The sequence below is a fragment of the Pseudomonas orientalis genome (assembly GCF_022807995.1).
In the GTDB taxonomy this organism is placed as follows: Bacteria; Pseudomonadota; Gammaproteobacteria; order Pseudomonadales; family Pseudomonadaceae; genus Aquipseudomonas; species Aquipseudomonas orientalis_B.
In genome coordinates, this window is sequence record NZ_CP094351.1 from 1,248,159 (window position 1) to 1,264,363 (window position 16,205).

General features: G+C 61.2%; 16 protein-coding genes. 10 read left to right on the plus strand and 6 right to left on the minus strand.

Annotated features, from left to right (window positions below; genetic code table 11):
* Positions 1 to 38: 38 nt before the first annotated feature.
* On the minus strand, positions 39 to 1,658 hold the full coding sequence (locus MRY17_RS05345; protein WP_181284176.1) for an FMN-binding glutamate synthase family protein: 1,620 nt from the start codon (positions 1,656 to 1,658) through the stop codon (positions 39 to 41).
* 177 nt (positions 1,659 to 1,835) lie between these two features.
* On the opposite strand from MRY17_RS05345, the gene MRY17_RS05350 reads away from it, so the two are divergent.
* Together MRY17_RS05350 and MRY17_RS05355 are read left to right on the plus strand one after the other, a co-directional pair.
* Positions 1,836 to 2,315 (plus strand): hypothetical protein, encoded by a 480-nt coding sequence (locus tag MRY17_RS05350; protein ID WP_191951565.1) that lies wholly within the window; start codon positions 1,836 to 1,838, stop codon positions 2,313 to 2,315.
* 106 nt (positions 2,316 to 2,421) lie between these two features.
* Complete coding sequence (locus MRY17_RS05355) at positions 2,422 to 2,694, plus strand: type B 50S ribosomal protein L31 (protein WP_104501834.1); 273 nt, start codon at positions 2,422 to 2,424, stop codon at positions 2,692 to 2,694.
* Positions 2,695 to 2,714: 20 nt separating this feature from the next.
* Here MRY17_RS05355 and MRY17_RS05360 read toward each other — a convergent pair whose 3' ends face one another.
* Genes MRY17_RS05360 through MRY17_RS05375 form a run of 4 tightly spaced genes read right to left on the minus strand, consistent with a single transcriptional unit; the run spans position 2,715 to position 8,770 of the window.
* A complete protein-coding gene (locus MRY17_RS05360) occupies positions 2,715 to 4,094 on the minus strand; it encodes an ATP-binding protein (RefSeq protein WP_243353398.1) in 1,380 nt (459 codons plus the stop codon).
* Positions 4,091 to 5,908 carry a DAHL domain-containing protein gene (locus MRY17_RS05365; RefSeq protein WP_243353399.1) on the minus strand — a complete coding sequence of 606 codons (1,818 nt, stop codon included), beginning with the start codon at positions 5,906 to 5,908 and terminating at the stop codon, positions 4,091 to 4,093. Before MRY17_RS05365 ends, MRY17_RS05360 begins: the two co-directional genes overlap by 4 nt.
* Positions 5,905 to 6,873 carry a cytochrome-c peroxidase gene (locus MRY17_RS05370; protein ID WP_243353400.1) on the minus strand — a complete coding sequence of 323 codons (969 nt, stop codon included), beginning with the start codon at positions 6,871 to 6,873 and terminating at the stop codon, positions 5,905 to 5,907. Before MRY17_RS05370 ends, MRY17_RS05365 begins: the two co-directional genes overlap by 4 nt.
* Positions 6,874 to 6,892: 19 nt before the next feature.
* Positions 6,893 to 8,770, minus strand: coding sequence for a putative bifunctional diguanylate cyclase/phosphodiesterase (locus MRY17_RS05375; RefSeq protein ID WP_243353401.1), 1,878 nt, complete (start codon positions 8,768 to 8,770; stop codon positions 6,893 to 6,895).
* Positions 8,771 to 8,971: 201 nt separating this feature from the next.
* Between MRY17_RS05375 and MRY17_RS05380 the strand changes: the two genes are divergently transcribed.
* From MRY17_RS05380 to MRY17_RS05390, 3 genes are read left to right on the plus strand one after another with little or no spacing between them, the layout of a single operon-like run.
* A complete protein-coding gene (locus MRY17_RS05380) occupies positions 8,972 to 10,285 on the plus strand; it encodes an HD domain-containing phosphohydrolase (RefSeq protein WP_181284170.1) in 1,314 nt (437 codons plus the stop codon).
* Positions 10,282 to 10,698, plus strand: a complete 417-nt coding sequence (locus MRY17_RS05385; protein WP_243353402.1) for an NUDIX hydrolase — start codon at positions 10,282 to 10,284, stop codon at positions 10,696 to 10,698. Before MRY17_RS05380 ends, MRY17_RS05385 begins: the two co-directional genes overlap by 4 nt.
* On the plus strand, positions 10,695 to 11,198 hold the full coding sequence (locus MRY17_RS05390; RefSeq protein ID WP_181284168.1) for a GNAT family N-acetyltransferase: 504 nt from the start codon (positions 10,695 to 10,697) through the stop codon (positions 11,196 to 11,198). Before MRY17_RS05385 ends, MRY17_RS05390 begins: the two co-directional genes overlap by 4 nt.
* Before the next feature lie 193 nt (positions 11,199 to 11,391).
* On the opposite strand, the gene metR is transcribed toward MRY17_RS05390, so the two are convergent.
* The gene (gene metR, locus MRY17_RS05395; protein WP_181284167.1) at positions 11,392 to 12,309 is read right to left on the minus strand and encodes a transcriptional regulator MetR; all 918 of its coding nucleotides are present in this window, start codon (positions 12,307 to 12,309) and stop codon (positions 11,392 to 11,394) included.
* Between the two features lie 182 nt (positions 12,310 to 12,491).
* On the opposite strand from metR, the gene MRY17_RS05400 reads away from it, so the two are divergent.
* The 5 genes from MRY17_RS05400 (at position 12,492) to MRY17_RS05420 (ending at position 16,134) form a co-directional block, all read left to right on the plus strand.
* The gene (locus MRY17_RS05400; protein WP_181284166.1) at positions 12,492 to 13,511 is read left to right on the plus strand and encodes an alpha/beta fold hydrolase; all 1,020 of its coding nucleotides are present in this window, start codon (positions 12,492 to 12,494) and stop codon (positions 13,509 to 13,511) included.
* A 55-nt stretch (positions 13,512 to 13,566) separates the two neighbouring features.
* Positions 13,567 to 14,220: a DsbA family oxidoreductase gene (locus MRY17_RS05405; RefSeq protein WP_191951557.1), complete on the plus strand. Its 654-nt coding sequence runs from the start codon at positions 13,567 to 13,569 to the stop codon at positions 14,218 to 14,220.
* Positions 14,221 to 14,435: 215 nt separating this feature from the next.
* Positions 14,436 to 15,356 (plus strand): arginase, encoded by a 921-nt coding sequence (locus MRY17_RS05410; protein ID WP_181284164.1) that lies wholly within the window; start codon positions 14,436 to 14,438, stop codon positions 15,354 to 15,356.
* Positions 15,353 to 15,733, plus strand: a complete 381-nt coding sequence (locus tag MRY17_RS05415; protein ID WP_181284163.1) for an EamA family transporter — start codon at positions 15,353 to 15,355, stop codon at positions 15,731 to 15,733. The genes MRY17_RS05410 and MRY17_RS05415 overlap by 4 nt, the downstream gene beginning before the upstream one ends.
* The gene (locus MRY17_RS05420) at positions 15,730 to 16,134 is read left to right on the plus strand and encodes an EamA family transporter (RefSeq protein WP_243353403.1); all 405 of its coding nucleotides are present in this window, start codon (positions 15,730 to 15,732) and stop codon (positions 16,132 to 16,134) included. The genes MRY17_RS05415 and MRY17_RS05420 overlap by 4 nt, the downstream gene beginning before the upstream one ends.
* The last annotated feature ends 71 nt before the right edge of the window (positions 16,135 to 16,205 follow it).

Below are 16,205 nucleotides of genomic sequence, written 5' to 3' on the forward strand. Positions count from 1 at the left end.
GGCCTGCCCGATGGCCGGGCAGGCATGCGCTGGGTGAATCAGGCGGCGGCCACCTCATGGGGCTCGAAGCTATCGGCCCGCGCCATCTGCCACATCCGCGAATAGAACTCGCCGTTCACCTCACCGGTGAGCAACTCGCCCGGTTTGAGGAAGACATGCAGCTGCGAAAACAGCTTGATCTCGGTCGCCGACATACGTCGCACCAAGTGCTTGGCCGACAGCTGCGATGGATGATCCAGCCCGGCGGCGGCGAGCATTTCCGCCAGGGCATGAAGAGTGTTGCGGTGGAAGTTGAACACACGCTGGGCCTTGTCCGGCACCACCAGCGCACGTTGGCGCAGCGGGTCCTGAGTAGCGACGCCGGTCGGGCATTTGTTGGTGTGGCACGACTGCGACTGAATGCAGCCGATGGCGAACATAAAACCGCGCGCCGAGTTGGTCCAGTCGGCACCGATGGCCAGCACGCTGGCGATGTCGAAGGCACTGACAATCTTGCCGCTGGCGCCGAGCTTGATCTTGTCGCGCAGGTTCAGGCCCACCAACGTGTTATGCACGAACAGCAGGCCCTCGCGCAGCGGCACGCCGATGTGGTCGGTGAACTCCACGGGGGCGGCGCCGGTACCGCCTTCCTTGCCATCGACCACGATAAAGTCCGGGAGGATGCCGGTTTCGAGCATGGCCTTGGCAATGCCCATGAACTCCCACGGATGGCCCAGGCAGAACTTGAAACCCACCGGTTTGCCACCAGACAGCTCACGCAGATGGGCGATGAAGTGCATCAGCTCTATGGGCGTGGAAAACGCACTGTGGCGCGACGGTGAAATACAGTCCTCGCCCATCAGGATGCCGCGGGTGTCAGCGATTTCGCGGGTGACTTTGTGCTTGGGCAGGATGCCGCCGTGACCGGGTTTGGCGCCCTGACTCATCTTGATCTCGATCATGCGCACTTGCGGGTCCTGCGCTTGCACGGCAAAGCGTTGCGGGTCGAAACGGCCGTCACTGGTGCGACAGCCGAAGTAGCCGCTGCCCAGTTCCCACGTGAGGTCGCCGCCGTTTTCGCGGTGGTAGGGGCTGATGCTGCCTTCGCCGGTGTCATGGGCGAAATTGCCCAGTTTGGCACCCTGGTTCAGCGCGCGGATCGCATTGGCGCTGAGCGAGCCGAAGCTCATCGCCGAAATATTGAATACCGACGCCGAGTACGGCTGTGTGCACTGCGGGCCACCGACCATTACGCGAAAGGCGCTCGGGTCGCTCAACGGTGCGGGCCGCATGGAGTGGCCGATGAACTCGAAGCCCGACTGATACACGTCGATCAAGGTTCCGAAGGGTTTGTCGGCGGTTTCGTTCTTGGCGCGTGAATACACCAGCGAGCGTTGGGCCCGGGAGAAGGGCAGGGCATCGCTGTCGGATTCGAGCAGGTACTGGCGAATTTCCGGGCGGATGGCTTCCACCAGATAGCGGATATTGCCCAGGATCGGGTAGTTGCGGCGCACGGCGTGAGGGCTCTGCAGCAGGTCGAAAAGGCCGATCAGGCTGAGGAGCCCGGTGACTACGGTGATGGGCCACAGCCATTCGTGTTCGATAAAGGGCAGGCTGGCCAGGGTGAATATGACGCATGCAGCAAAGAACGCGTAACGGCTTAGTAGCGACAGGCTCATACGGTTTTTTCCTTGGTTCGCACTCTTGAGGTCGATCCGCCATTCTGCGCCTGTACTCAAACAAGCGCCAAGGATTGAAGGCTCTGGCGCGCAGGCGCAAGCCATGGAACTGTTGGGTGAAAGGCGGCCACTATCCGTGCAGACGCCCGCTTTCTCATGCACCTGGAGTCATCGCTCATGTCGACCTTGTCTGCTGTTTCCGCCCATTCCCTTATCAATCAAGGCCTGTCCCTGTCGATCGGCCGTGAAGAGTCTGTCGCTAAACCCGAGCAGCGGATGGGGCCCGCCCGGCATGGGGCTGACCCCGTGAACCGCAACGGCACTCAAGCGGGAATACTTCAGCGCTTTGCCGCCGAGGTCGGCAAGAATCTGTGGTTCATCCCCGGCATAAGTAGCGTGTTGTTGGGCATTGCAAAGGCCAAGTCCAACGGCGAGAGCGCTGTGAGTGGCGCGCTGGCCGGGTTCAATAAAACCTGTACAGATGGTTTTGTCCAGGCGCTTGTCGGCGCGGCCACTGGGGACTACAAGGCCGTCGCCACAGGTTACTTCGATGCGGTGAGAAAGAACGACGCCACGCCGGGCCCCGTCAAAATCAGATTGCACCAAGTGTCGGACGCACTGAGCCTGGCCACCGCGCTACGCGCCAAAAAACCGTGACAACAGCCCATTCGGTCACCGGGCTATTGCAATCCGTTCTCGTTTGGGTGTGTAATTGATGTTACTGTATAACATATTCAAAGCACCCAGACGCCCCGGAGGCCTTATGAAAGCTGGTATCCATCCCGACTACCGCACCGTGCTGTTCCACGACACTGCCGCCGATGTGTTTTTCCTGATCGGCTCCACCGCCGACAGTGATCGCACCCATACACACAGCGATGGCAACACCTACCCCTACATCCCGCTGGACGTCTCCAGCGCTTCGCACCCGATCTATACCGGCCAGCAACGCAAGACCCAGGTCGAAGGCCGTATCGCCGGGTTCAACAAGCGTTTCGCGTCGTTTGGCTCAAGCCCGAAAAAAGCCGACGAATAAGAACGGCCGGCGGCGTCCCCCTACGCCGCCGTCTGCCGGATCGGCAGCACCACGCGAAACGTCGTACCCTTGCCCGGCTCACTGATGACCGAGATATCCCCCCGGTGTTTCTTGACGATGCCGTAGGACAGCGACAGCCCCAGACCGGTGCCTTCGCCCACCGGCTTGGTGGTGAAGAACGGGTCGAAAATCTTCTGCACGGTGTCGGCGGCAATGCCGCAGCCGTTGTCCGCCACTTCCAGCCAGATGGTGTCGCCGTCCACGCCGTTGCTGATGGTGATGGTGCCGCGCTCCGGCCCCATGGCCTGGGCGGCGTTGATCACCAGGTTCATCACCACCTGGTTGAGCTGCGAGGCCAGGCATTCGATGTCCGGCAGCGGCGTGTAGTGCTTGATCACATCGGCCTTGTACTTGAGTTCGCTGGCGACGATGTTCAGCGTTGAATCGATGCCGTGTTGCAGGTTGGCGAACTGCCAGGTCTGGTCGTTATCCACCCGCGAGAAGTTCTTCAGGTCTTTGACGATCTGTACCACGCGGCCAATGCCGTCCTTGGACTCGCGAATCAGCACTGGGATGTCCTCCCTGAGAAAGTCCAGTTCCAGCGCTGTGCGCAATGCCTCGAGCCGGTCGCGTGATTCCTCTTGCGGGATCAACGCTTCGCTGTGCTGATAAGCCTCGAGCATCTGTTGCAACTGGTTGAAATAGCTCTCGAGGGTGCTGAGGTTGGACGAAATGAAGCCCACCGGGTTGTTGATCTCATGGGCCACGCCGGCGGCGAGTTGCCCCAGCGATGCGAGCTTCTCGGACTGCACCAGTTGGCTTTCCAGGTGCTTGCGTTCGTTGATTTCCAGTTGCAACGCCTGGGTGCGTTGTTCCACCAGTCGCTCCAACTGCGCCGTTTGCAGGGAAGCACGCCGGGCCATGTCCCATTTATTGGCCAGGGTATTGGCCATTTGCTGGACTTCAATGTTGTCGAACGGTTTTTTCAGGATCAGCACGCGGTCATAAGCGTCCAGGCGAGACAGCAGCTCGTCCCAGGAGTAATCCGAGTAGGCGGTGCAGACCACCACTTGCAGATCAGGGGCGACCTTCCACAATTGCTCGATGGTCTTGGCGCCGTCCCAGCCTTGAGGCATGCGCATGTCAACGAAAGCCATCGCATAGGGGCGTTGCTGCGCCATGGCGCTCATCAGCAAGCCCAGGCCCTCTTCGCCGCCATAGGCACAATGCAGTTCGAACGCCTGGGCTTGCGGTTTGGCGGTGTCACCGAACAGCGCCGACTCCATATCGTCGAGCGCCGGGTTGGTGTCTGCGTCGGGCATCAGGATCTTGCGAAAATCCTCATGAATGGAGGGGGTGTCATCGATCAGCAGGATGCGCCGGTTGGGAGGCTGGTTCATAGGGTACTTCCTGCCAGGGTCAAGGGAATCGTCAAGGTAAACACCGCGCCAAGGCCCGGTCCGTCGCTGTGGGCCGTGAGCTGGCCGTGCATTTCCACGGCGGCCAGCGCGCAGCTGTGCAGGCCGAAGCCGTGACCTTCCTTGCGGGTGGTAAAACCGTGGGTGAAGATCCGCGTCATGTTCTCGGCCGGTATGCCTTCGCCATCGTCCTTCACACTGATTCTAAGCCTGTCGTCATCTGTCTGCTCGACCGTCAGGGTGATTTGCCGTGGCCGTTCGGACAGCGAGGACATGGCGTACTTGGCGTTGCTGATCAGGTTGACCATGATCAGCAGCAGCCGGTGTTTGTCCCCCAGGATCTGCGGCACCGGCGCGTACTGCTTGACCACCGTGACGTGGTGACGACTCAGCGCGCCGGCGTTCATGCGCAAGGCATCGTCCATCAGCGCGCCGATGTCGACGGGTTCGAGCAACGAGCAAGCGCCGGCATAGGATTGCTGGGTTGAAACGATGTCCTTGATGTGGTCGACGCTCTTGCTCAATTGCGTCAACTCTTCGCTCATGCCCTGCTGCTCGATGGCAATCGCTTCCACCAGTTGGTTCAGGTAGGCCGGCAGCAATTTGCCCTTTTCATCCTCGGTGAGAAAGGTACCCAGGTCGTCCTGATGCGCGTTGATCAGCTGCATGGCCTTGCCCAGTCCCTGGGCCTTGCTGCTGCGCAGTTTGCGGCTGACCAGGTCAGCGGAAATATTCACGCTGTTGAGCACGTTGCCGACGTTGTGCAGCACATTGGTGGCGATCTCCGCCATGCCCGCCTGACGGGCACTGTCCATCAGTTCGCTCTGGGCATCCTTGAGTTGTTGCGTACGTCGTTCCACCCGTTGCTCCAGGGTTTCGTTGGCCGACTGCAAGGCCCGGTTGACGCGGTTGATCTCGGCAAAACTGCGCAGCAGGCGCACGGCCAGGTAGAGCAGCAGCAGCACCAGCAACGTCGAAAACACCAAGAGGTAGCGATGGTATTGATGATCGACGAGGTCGGCGGCCTGCTGGTCCTGATTGAGGTGGGTAGTCAGCGCGTCGAGGCGCTCGGCCACGGGCACGGCGGCAATCCGCTCAAGCAGGCTGTTGACCACCGGCTGTTCGCGCAGTATCAGTGAAATATGATTGCTGAGGATATCCACCGGCGCCTGGAACTCGCCGGGCAGGCTCTGTTTGTTGATTGCCAGTTTGCCAAGGCCCACCAGGATATCGGCGGCGCGCTCGTCGCTGGTGACCTGGGCGAACTCCAGGCTGCTGAGCAGCAGGTCGTAGGTGTCGGTGGCCACGCCCTGCAGTTGCAGCCGGCCTTCATCGTCGATGCTGTTGAACTGGGCCTGGATGTCATCTTCGGCGGTCGGCAGAAACGCCAATGAGTTGCGCAACACGGCGTTGTGGGATTTGAACTGGTCGACCAGCCGGGCTTTTTCCTGGATGGCCGTCTGATACGCCGCCTGGCTGGCTTGCCAACCCGTCAGGTCGGTAGCGCCGTGGTAGGTATCGCGGCTCTCCAGTTCCGCCCAGATGCGGGTCATTTCCGTCAGCGGCATGACCAGTGGGTCGTAGTTGTGAGTGATCGCGATCCGGGCCTTGAGCACTTCGCTGTCCCATTGCGCATTGAGCTGCTGGAGCTGGCGGATCAGGTCCCTTGATTGGGTGTAAGTGGCCGTTTGGTCGCGGGAGGACTTGAGGTACAAAAACACCAGGGTCGAGGCCAGGAACAACGTCATGAGGCCCAGCAGCAACTGGCTGGCACGGCGGCGTGCGAATCGTCTCATAGCGACTTGCCCGCCCATTCGCCGGTCAAGGTCTTGAGAAACCGGATAATCAGGTCCTTGTCTTCCTGGGAAGGGTTGCGCCCCAGCTGGTATTTGAACATCACGTCAACCGCCTCTTCCAGGGTCTTGGCCGAGGCGTCGTGGAAGTAGGGGGCGGTGACGGCTACATTGCGCAGGCTGGGTACCTTGAACACATGGCGGTCTTCTTCGTCTTTTGTCAGGAGGTAACGTCCGAGGTCGGACTCCAGCGGATTGCCGCGCGCCGTGAAGTAGTCGCCCATCACGCCGAATTTCTGAAACATGTTGCCGCCGATGTTCACGCCCTGGTGGCAGGCGATGCAGCCGTAGTCCTTGAAGCGCTGGTAGCCGTACTTTTCCTGGGTGGTCAGGATCTCGGTGTTACCCAGCAGATATTGGTCAAACCGTGAGTTGGGCGTCAGCAGCGTGCGCTCGTACGTCGCCAGTGCATTCTGCACATTGGCGGCGCTGACGCCGTCGGCGTACGCCTGCTTGAAGGCACTCTGGTAGGCGGGCAGGGCAGAGAGATTGCGCACCACGGTTTTCCAGTCGCTGCCCATTTCCACCGGGCTGATCACGACCTGTTCGACCTGGGCTTGCAGCGTGTCCACCCGACCGTTCCAGAACTGCTTGAAGTTCAGGCTGGCGTTGAGCACCGAAGGCGTGTTGAGCTCCACGGGTTTGCCGTCAAAGCCGATGGAGAACGGTTTGTTGTCGGCCCCGCCGGTTTCCAACTGATGGCAGCTGGCGCAGGACAGTGTGTTGTTGACCGACAAGCGCGGCTCGTTGAACAACCGGCGACCCAGCTCTACCTTGGCCGGGTCCAGTGCTGGAACCGTGGGCAAGGGCTTGAGCGCTTCGTTCAGCGGCGCGGCTGCTAGCGGCGCGCTGATGCCCAGGCTCAGCGCCAGCAGCAGCCCCGCACGGTGATTGGAAACCTTGCTCAAGCGCGCACTCCTTGCAGGCCTAGGGTAATTGATGGGGCATCAGTGTCGCGCAGTTCGCTTGCAGCAACTGCACGAAATCATTGGGCGGCAATGCCTTGCTGAATAGAAAACCCTGACCTTCCTCACACTTGCTGGCTTTCAGGAAATTCAGTTGTTCGACGGTTTCCACGCCTTCGGCAATGATGTTCAGCGCCAGGCTCTTGCCCATGCCGATGATAGCGCCGATCAATTGTTCATCCTGGTGATTTACGCTGAGGCCGCGTACGAAGGACTGGTCGATTTTCAGCACATCGATAGGAAAGCGCCGCAAGTAAGTGATGCTGGAGTAGCCGGTGCCGAAATCATCCAGGGCCAGGCGCACGCCCATGGCCTTGATCTTTTGCAGGGTATCGACGGTTTCGTCGACATGCTGCATCAGCACGCTCTCGGTGATTTCCAGTTCCAGTTGGGTGGACGGCAAACCGGTCTCTTCCAGAATGGCCGCCAGGTTGTCGATGAAGTCCCGTTGGCGAAGGTCGATTGCCGAAATATTCACCGACATGCGCAGCGGCGCCAGGCCCATCTCGCGCCAGGCTTGAGCTTGTGCGCAGGCCTGACGCAGCACCCACTGGGTCAGGCGCACGATCAGACCGCTGTCTTCGGCGATCGGAATGAATTCGGCCGGGCTGACCCGGCCGGTGGGTTGCGACCAGCGGGTCAGCGCCTCCGCGCCGACGATCTGCCCGGAGGCCAGATTCAGCTTGGGCTGGTAGTGCACCACGAACTCATCACGGTCCAGCGCCTGGCGGATCGCGCTTTCCAGGTTTTGCTGATGCCGGGCGCGCAGGTTCATGTCTTCGGTATAAAAACTGAAGTCGTTCCGGCCGCCTTCCTTGCGGGTATGCATGGCGGTTTCAGCCTGCTTGATCAACTCCACCGCGTGGCTGCTGTCGTTCGGGTAAATGCTGATCCCCAGGCTTGCGGTCACGCTCAGGTCATGCCCCGCGACGTGACGCGTCGCGCTGACGGCATTGAGTACTTTTTGCGCAATATGCCGGGTTTGCTGGGGATGCTGGATGTCGTTGAGGAGGATCACAAACTCGTCGGCACCGTAGCGAAACACCGAGTCCGACGCGCGCACCGTCGCCATCAGGCTTTGGCTTACCTGTTGGAGCACCTCGTCGCCCGCCGGGTAGCCCAGGGCGTTGTTGATGCGCTTGAAGCGGTCGAGCCCGATAAATATCACCGCCAGTTGCGTGTCATGCCGCCGGCCCAGAGCGATGGCCTGGGTCAGCCGGTCGCCGAGCAGCGTGCTGTTGGGCAGCTCGGTCAAGGCGTCGTAGTGCAACAGGTGCGAGACCTTGAGCAGTTCCTGTACGCGTTCTTCGATGGTGCGTTCCAGGCCGATCACCTTGAGCGCGGCGTCCTGGGCCAGTTGCCATTTCCAGGTCAGCGCACTGGCCATCTGGCGGATTTCCAGAGCGTCGAAGGGTTTTTTCAGAATCAGCAACTGGTCCTTGTATGTCAGGCGCGCTTCGATGGTCTCGAAGGAATAGTCGGAATAGGCGGTGCACAGGGCGATTTGCAGATTGGGGTCAACGTCCCACAGCTGTTCGATGGTTTGCAGCCCGTCCCAGCCGGGGGGCATGCGCATATCGATAAATACCATGGCGTAGGGCGTATTGGCCTGCAATGCCTTGTTTACCAGCACCAGGGCTTCCTGGCCCTGATAGGCGGAGTCCAGCTCGAAGGCCTGGCGCACCGGCGCGGCGGTGCCGAAAAGGGCTGATTCCAACGTGTCAAGGGAGGGCTCGCCATGCTCATCGGCACAGAGAATCTTGCGAAAGTCCTGGTGGATCGAGGCGGTGTCATCAACGATCAGTAGGCGACGGTTGGCGCGTCCCGAGTCAGGCTTCATGGCGCGCTCCGCAGACGCAAAAGATTCGATGGCATAACGATTCCTTCCTTGGTGCTACAGCTGGACGAAGTGCACATCTGCTGTGACAGCATAGTTGAGTTACCTTGATATCGACGGCCACTTCGCGTCAAATCAACACCGTATGCGTGTTATAGCGGTTCAATTTCGCTTAACTTGATTTAATTTGAAGGCAGAGTCGCCATGGATGAACAACTCGCTACCAAGCCCGCCGTTTTGCTGGTCGATGATGAAGAGTCGATCCTCAACAGCCTGCGCCGCCTGTTGCGCAGCCAGCCCTATGACGTCGTGCTGGCCACCAGCGGCGTCCAGGCGCTGGAAGTCATGGCGACCCGGCCCATCGACCTGGTGATGAGCGATGCGCGCATGCCCGGTATGGACGGTGCCACGCTGTTGGCCGAGGTCCACCGTCTGTACCCGGGCACTCGCCGCATCCTGCTCACCGGTTACGCCGACTTGACCACCATCATCAAGGCGATCAACGACGGTCAGATTCACCGCTACATCAGCAAACCCTGGAATGACGAAGAGTTGCTGTTGATCCTGCAGCAGACCCTCGAACACCAGCGGCTCGAACGTCTCACCCAGACGCAGCACGAGCAGCTCAAGGCGCTCAACGCCACCCTGGAAAAACGCGTGATGGCGCGTACCGCCGAGTTGCAACAGACCGCCGACATGCTCGACCTGGCCTACGATGAACTCAAACGCAGCTACGTGACCGGTACCGAAGTGTTTTCCCTGCTGGCCAACCTGCGCCTGCCCAAGGATAAACAGACCAACCGGGCGCTGATCGAATTGATCCGCGTGTACTGCGCCGCCCAGACCATCGATGAAGCCAGCACCCGCGACCTGACCATGGCCGCCGCGCTTTACAACATCGGCAAGCTGAGCTGGAACGACAGCATGATGGTGGCGCCATCGGACAAACTGCACAGCACCGACCGCGCGCTGTATCGCGAATACCCAACCCAGAGCGAGTCGCTGTTGATGACCCTGGAGCCGATGAAGGACGCGGCACGCATCATTCGTCATCACCAGGAACGTTGGGACGGCTCGGGGTTCCCCGACCACCTCAAGGGCGACGCCATCCCGCCCGGCTCGCGGCTGTTGAAGCTGGCCGTGGATTTCATCGAGCTGCAAAAGGGCCTGATCCTGGAGCGGCACCTGAACAGCGACGAAGCGCTGCTGTATATCCGCAAGTACGCCGGGCGCCTGTATGACCCGGAATTGGTCGAGGATTTCGTACAGGCTTGCGCCACCTTCCTCAGCGATGTGACCCTGGGCGATCCCACGGTCAAAGTCCTCACCACCCGCGAGCTGGAGGACGGCATGGTGCTGGCGCGCAACCTCAACGCCGACAACGGCATGCTGCTGCTCAACGCCGGCAAGGTGCTGAACCTGCCGCTGGTGGACAAGCTGATCGCATTCGAGGCGATGGAGGGGGCGAAATACAGCGTATTTATCAAGCAACCTGATGAGATAACGATTCCCACATGAACCCTTCAACCATTCGCATCGCCGCCGCCGTCCTGATCGATAAAAACGGCCAAACGTTGCTGGTGCGCAAACGCGGGACCCTGGCCTTCATGCAACCGGGCGGCAAGATCGACGCTGGCGAGCAAGCCGTGGAGGCGCTGGCCCGTGAGCTGCATGAAGAGCTGAACCTGCGCATCGACCCGGCGCAAGCGGTGTACCTCGGCCAGTTCTCGGGGCCCGCCGCCAACGAGCCGGGCTTCACCGTGCAGGCCGAGATGTTCCAGCTGCACATCGACGTGGCGGTCACGCCGGCCGCTGAAATTGAAGAAATACGCTGGATCGATCCCATGGGCGACGGCGGCCTGCACCTGGCGCCTCTGACGCGCGACGTGATCCTGCCGTTCTACCGCGACTCGCTGGCGACCGCTGGATGATCCGCCAACTGCTCAGCAACGACGCGCAAGCCTATCGGGCATTGATGCTCGAGGCTTACGAGGCGTATCCGCAGGCGTTCACCTCCAGTGTGGCGGAACGGGCCGCGATGCCGTTGAGCTGGTGGGAGAACCGCCTCGACAATCCGCTGGATCGGCTGCTTGGCGCCTTCGAGGGCGATCAGTTGGCGGGTATTGTCGGCCTGGCGTTCGAGCCTCGGGAAAAGGCGCGGCACAAGGTGACCTTGTTCGGTATGTATGTCACCCAGGCTTACCAGCACAGGGGCTTGGGCCGGCAACTGGTGGAAGCGGCGCTGGCGCAAGCCCGCCGGCATCCGCGCCTGCAGTTGATTCAGCTGACCGTCACTGCCGGCAACGATGCAGCGTTGGCGCTTTATCAGCGCTGCGGCTTCATTCAGTACGGCCTGGAGCCGTTGGCCGTGCGGGTAGGTGATGAGTATTTCGACAAAATCCACCTGTGGCGAGAATTGACGGGTCAGTGATATCCAATGTGGGAGGGGGCTTGTCCCAATGCCAGTCAGTTAAGGCTTTTTGTAGGAGCGAGCTTGCTCGCGAAAAACTCACAGGCGCCGCGTTTATTCAGGAAGTACGCGTTATCGTTGACGTTTTTCGCAAGCAAGCTCGCTCCTACATAGGGCTTGCCCGTGAAGACGTCGGCCCGGCAAACACTGGCGCTTAGCGCACGGCACTGACCCCATCCAGGGTGGAAAACGACGTGTCCTTGGCCGTCAGCAAAAAGTCGCGCATATACGGCGCATCCAGCATGTCCGCCCGAACTCCCGCATACAGCGTGGCGAACAATCCCTTCTCGCCCAGCCGCTTGGCCTTTACATAACCGCGCGAACTGTACTCATGCAGCGCCCAATGCGGCATACCGCACACCCCTCGGCCGCTGGCCACCAGTTGCATCATCATCACGGTCAACTCCGAGGTGCGTACCTGGGCCGGTTCCACGTCAGCGGGCTCGAGAAAACGGGTAAAGATGTCCAGACGATCCCGCTCTACCGGGTAGGTAATCAGCGTCTCGGTCAGCAGGTCTTCCGGCACGATGTATGACTTGTTCGCCAGCGGATGTTGGTTGGCCACTGCGAGCATGGCTTCGTAAGTGAACAGCGGCACATAGGTGATGCCCGGCAGCTCCAGCGGGTCGGAGGTCACCACCAGATCGAGGTCACCACGGGCCAGGGCCGGCAGTGGCGCGAAGGCAAAGCCGGAAGCGAGGTCCAGCTCGACCTCCGGCCAGGCATCGCGGAACTGGTCAATGGTGGGCATCAGCCATTGGAAGCAACTGTGGCATTCGATGGCCATGTGCAGGCGTCCGGCAGTACCGCCGGCCAGACGCGCAATATCGCGTTCGGCGCCGCGCAGCAAGGGCAGCGTGGCATCCGCCAGTTGCAATAGACGCAGGCCGGCGCTGGTGAAGCGCACGGGTCTGGTCTTGCGCACGAACAGCGGCATGCCGAGGCGCTCTTCCAGTTCCTTGAACTGGTGGGACAAAGCGGACTGGGTCAGGTGCAGGCGTTCGGCGGCTTCCACCAGGCTGTCGGCTTCGCGCAGGGCGTGCAGGGTCTTGAGATGGCGGATTTCGAGCACGGGCCCTCCATGAAAATAATGTGTGACAGAGCTCAATAGCTTGAGTTTGTCTCATGTGCCGCCGCCTGTCGATCAGGACCGCCCGGCACTCTTCATCAAACTGTCATCGAACTGTGGCAGCGCGCTTGCACAAACTTCATCAGACTCGCGCTCTACTGGGGTTCTGCGTTTCGGTGTTTTTCATGCGCGTGTTGCTTTTACTGGCCGCTTTACTGTTCGGCCTGCCGTGTTTTGCGGCGTCTCGATGTGATGTCAATGTCCCGACCCAAACGGTCGACCTGGAAAAGGTGAGCATCGCCTACCAGAGTATCGGCCGTGCGTCCGACCCGGCCTTGCTGCTGGTGATGGGCCTGGGCGGGCAGTTGATCCACTGGCCCGATGAAGTGGTCGTCGCGCTGTGCCAACAGGGTTTCCGGGTGATCCGCTATGACAACCGTGATGTGGGCCTTTCGACCTGGCGCCAGGCGCCGGCAAGCGCCAACCTGACCTTCGAAGTGCTGCGCTACAAGCTCGGTCTGCCGGTGGCGGCGCCCTATACGCTGACCGACATGGCCGACGACGCGCTGGGCTTGATGGATGCGCTGCAGGTGCGGCAATTCCACGTGCTGGGCGCAAGCATGGGCGGCATGATCGCCCAGCACCTGGCGGCGATGGCGCCGCAACGGGTGGAGAGCCTGACGCTGATCATGACCAGTTCCGGCGCCGAAGGCTTGCCCGCTCCAAATGCCGCGCTGGTGCAGTTGTTGTCGCGGCGCAGCGCGCCCAATCGCGAAGTCGCCCTGGAACAGCAAGCCGATCTGCTTGCAGCGCTGGGCAGCCCGAATGTGCAGGATGATCGTCAGGCATTGCTGCATCAGGCGGCGCTGTCCTACGACCGCGCGTTCAACCCCGAAGGCGTCAAGCGCCAGATCATGGCGATCCTCGCCGAACCGAGCCGGGTACCGTTACTCAACCAATTGCGCGTGCCGACCCTGGTGGTGCACGGCACTGCCGACCCGTTGCTGCCGGTGATGCATGGTGTTCATCTGGCCGCGCATATCCGGGGCAGCCAGCTGAAATTGATTCCAGGCCTGGCCCATCGTTTCCAGGAGGCATTCAAGGCGCCATTGCTGGCGGCGGTGCTGCCTTACCTGCAAGCCCATCGCGAAGATACCGCGCACTGGGCGCAGATCGACCTGAGCGAGCCTTCGAAGCTGTTGTAGAGGTGGTGTATCGTATGACTTTTGCGGCGCATTAATGCCAGCGAGGTTGTCCCCCATGAGTACTGCCCTGAAAATCGATTTCATCAGCGACGTCTCCTGCCCCTGGTGCGTCATCGGCCTGCGTGGCCTGACCGAAGCCCTCGACCAGCTTGGCGCCGAGGTGCAGGCCGAGATTCATTTCCAGCCGTTCGAACTGAACCCGAAGATGCCCCCTGAAGGGCAGAACATCGTTGAGCATATCAGCGAAAAATACGGCGCCAGCGCCGAAGAGTCCCAGGCTAACCGCGCGCGCATCCGTGACATGGGCGCCGAACTCGGCTTTGCCTTCCGTACCGACGGCCAGAGCCGTATCTACAACACCTTCGACGCGCACCGCCTGCTGCATTGGGCCGGGCTGGAAGGCTTGCAGTACAACCTCAAGGAAGCCTTGTTCAAGGCGTACTTCAGCGACGGCCAGGACCCTTCCGACCACGCGACCCTGGCGAGTATCGCCGAAAGCGTCGGCCTGGACCCCAAACGCGCCGACGATATTCTCGCCTCTGAGGAATACGCCGCCGAGGTGCGCGAACAAGAGAAATTGTGGATCACCCGCGGCGTGACCTCGGTGCCGACCATCGTGTTCAACGACCAGTACGCGGTCAGCGGTGGCCAGCCGGCCGAAGCCTTCGTTGGCGCGATTCGCCAGATCATCACTGAGTCCAAAAACTAGAGCCAGACACTGATCAAATGTGGGAGGGGGCTTGCCCCCGATGACGGTGTGTCAGTTACCAATCAGTTGGCTGACCCACCGCTATCGGGGGCAAGCCCCCTCCCACATTGGGATCTGCGCAGGCTTGAATATTTCGCTGGCCCGGCCCTTGCATTGACACCCTTAAAGCCCTCCCGGTCTGCGGCTGGGCGCTGCCATTGGGGTGAAACATTACCTTGAACATTCTTGACCTCGACCACAGCCTCACCGGTCAGGCGCCGATTGCCCGGCGGTTGGCCAGCGGCCGGGCTACACGCCTCGACCTGCTGGACCTGGGCCCGAAACTGCGCCTGTGGTCCACCGAAAAAACCTGGAAACGCTTCGTCGAGCGCCTGGCCCAGCGGCCGCGGCCCAACGATGCGCGCCCGGAAATCCTGTTCGTCGGCTCCGGCGACTATCACCACCTCACGCCGGCGTTTCTGGCCGACCTGAAGGAGCCCGTCAGCCTGATCCACTTCGACAACCACCCCGACTGGGTGCGTTTTGCGCCCAAGCGTCACTGTGGGTCGTGGGTCAACCGCGCGCTGAAAATGCCGGCGATCAAACGCATCGTCACCCTGGGGCCGTGCAGTGACGACCTGCACAAGCCGCAACTGCGCGGCGGTAACCTTGGCGCCCTCAAGCGCGGGCAATTGCAGCTGTTTCCCTGGCAGCACCCGCCGTCGCAGGTCTGGGGCCGGATCGGCGACGGCGCCGGGCACCAACAGCAGGAAAACCATCTGCACTGGCGCAATCTGGCGCAGCTGGACTGGGCGGCGTTCCTCGACCAGATGATCGCCGGCCTGCCCACCGAAGCGATCTGGATCACCATCGACAAGGACGTACTGGCCAGCGAAGACGCCGCCACCAATTGGGACCAGGGCGGCATGCGCCTGAGCCACTTGCTCCAGGCCTTGCGAGCGTTGGCGGCGCGTAAACGCATCATTGGCATCGACGTGTGCGGCGAGTTCGCGGCGCCTGCGTTCAGCAACGCCTTCAAGCGCTGGGAGGCCAAGTCCGACCAGCCACCGCCCGAGCGTTGGAGCGCGCAGGATTTGCAGCGCAATGCGGCGACCAATGAAGCCTTGATCGACCTGTTTGAGGAGCTGTTCCCGTGACCCTGACCGTGGTGCTGTTGCTGGCGTTTTCCATTGTTCTCGATGTGATTGGCCAGTTGTGTTTCAAGCTGGGCGTGGACCGTTTACCGCAACTCGAGGGCGGTTTTCGCCTGCGCGCGTTCTGGGGCCAGGTGTTCAATGCGCCGCTGCTCTGGGCCGGCGTCGGGGCCTATGTGATCGAGTTTTTCGTCTGGCTCGAGGCCTTGTCCCGCGCGCCGTTGAGCCTGCTGTTTCCGCTGGCGGCGCTGGCCTATTGCCTGGTGGTGCTGGCGGGCAGGGTAGTGCTCAAGGAACCCGTCAGCCGACGGCGCTGGCTGGGCACGCTGGTGATTACCTTCGGTGTGATGTTGGTGGCGATTGCGGGGGGGCAGGCATGAGTACGCAACCAATCGATACGGGCTGGCTGCATGGTCGTCTTGGCACGCTGGTGCTGTGGGCGCTGTTGATCGCTACGGAAAGTGCCGGGCAATTGTTTACCAAGGTGGCCGGTGATCAATTGGGCCAGATGGATTTCAGCTGGCAGTGGCTGACGCAGGTGGCGCGCAACCCCGGGATTCTGGCGGCGATTGCCAGTTATCTCGGCGCATTTTTTGTGTGGATGCTGATCCTGCGGCGTAGCAGTTTGTCCCTGGCCTTTCCGTTGAGTTCGCTGGTGTTTGTGGCGGTGCTGCTGGGGTCGTGGCTGGGGTTGGGGGAGCACATCAGCGTTTTGCACTGGGTGGGGGTGGCGGTGATTGTGACCGGCATTGCGTTGTTGGCGGAGGGAGAAGAGAACTGACCGGACTGGTATGTCCAACTCGGTTAAAAATGTGGGAGGGGGCTTGCCCCCGATGGCGGTGTGTCAGTCGC

Excerpts from the sequence above, each read along its gene's own strand:
- MRY17_RS05375 (WP_243353401.1), bottom strand. The coding sequence starts at position 8,770 with ATGAAGCCTGACTCGGGACGCGCCAACCGTCGCCTACTGATCGTTGAT.
- MRY17_RS05405 (WP_191951557.1), top strand. The coding sequence starts at position 13,567 with ATGAGTACTGCCCTGAAAATCGATTTCATCAGCGACGTCTCCTGCCCC.
- MRY17_RS05360 (WP_243353398.1), bottom strand. The coding sequence starts at position 4,094 with ATGAACCAGCCTCCCAACCGGCGCATCCTGCTGATCGATGACACCCCC.
- MRY17_RS05400 (WP_181284166.1), top strand. The coding sequence starts at position 12,492 with ATGCGCGTGTTGCTTTTACTGGCCGCTTTACTGTTCGGCCTGCCGTGT.
- MRY17_RS05420 (WP_243353403.1), top strand. The coding sequence starts at position 15,730 with ATGAGTACGCAACCAATCGATACGGGCTGGCTGCATGGTCGTCTTGGC.
- MRY17_RS05350 (WP_191951565.1), top strand. The coding sequence starts at position 1,836 with ATGTCGACCTTGTCTGCTGTTTCCGCCCATTCCCTTATCAATCAAGGC.
- MRY17_RS05355 (WP_104501834.1), top strand. The coding sequence starts at position 2,422 with ATGAAAGCTGGTATCCATCCCGACTACCGCACCGTGCTGTTCCACGAC.
- MRY17_RS05345 (WP_181284176.1), bottom strand. The coding sequence starts at position 1,658 with ATGAGCCTGTCGCTACTAAGCCGTTACGCGTTCTTTGCTGCATGCGTC.
- MRY17_RS05380 (WP_181284170.1), top strand. The coding sequence starts at position 8,972 with ATGGATGAACAACTCGCTACCAAGCCCGCCGTTTTGCTGGTCGATGAT.
- MRY17_RS05390 (WP_181284168.1), top strand. The coding sequence starts at position 10,695 with ATGATCCGCCAACTGCTCAGCAACGACGCGCAAGCCTATCGGGCATTG.
- MRY17_RS05365 (WP_243353399.1), bottom strand. The coding sequence starts at position 5,908 with ATGAGACGATTCGCACGCCGCCGTGCCAGCCAGTTGCTGCTGGGCCTC.
- MRY17_RS05385 (WP_243353402.1), top strand. The coding sequence starts at position 10,282 with ATGAACCCTTCAACCATTCGCATCGCCGCCGCCGTCCTGATCGATAAA.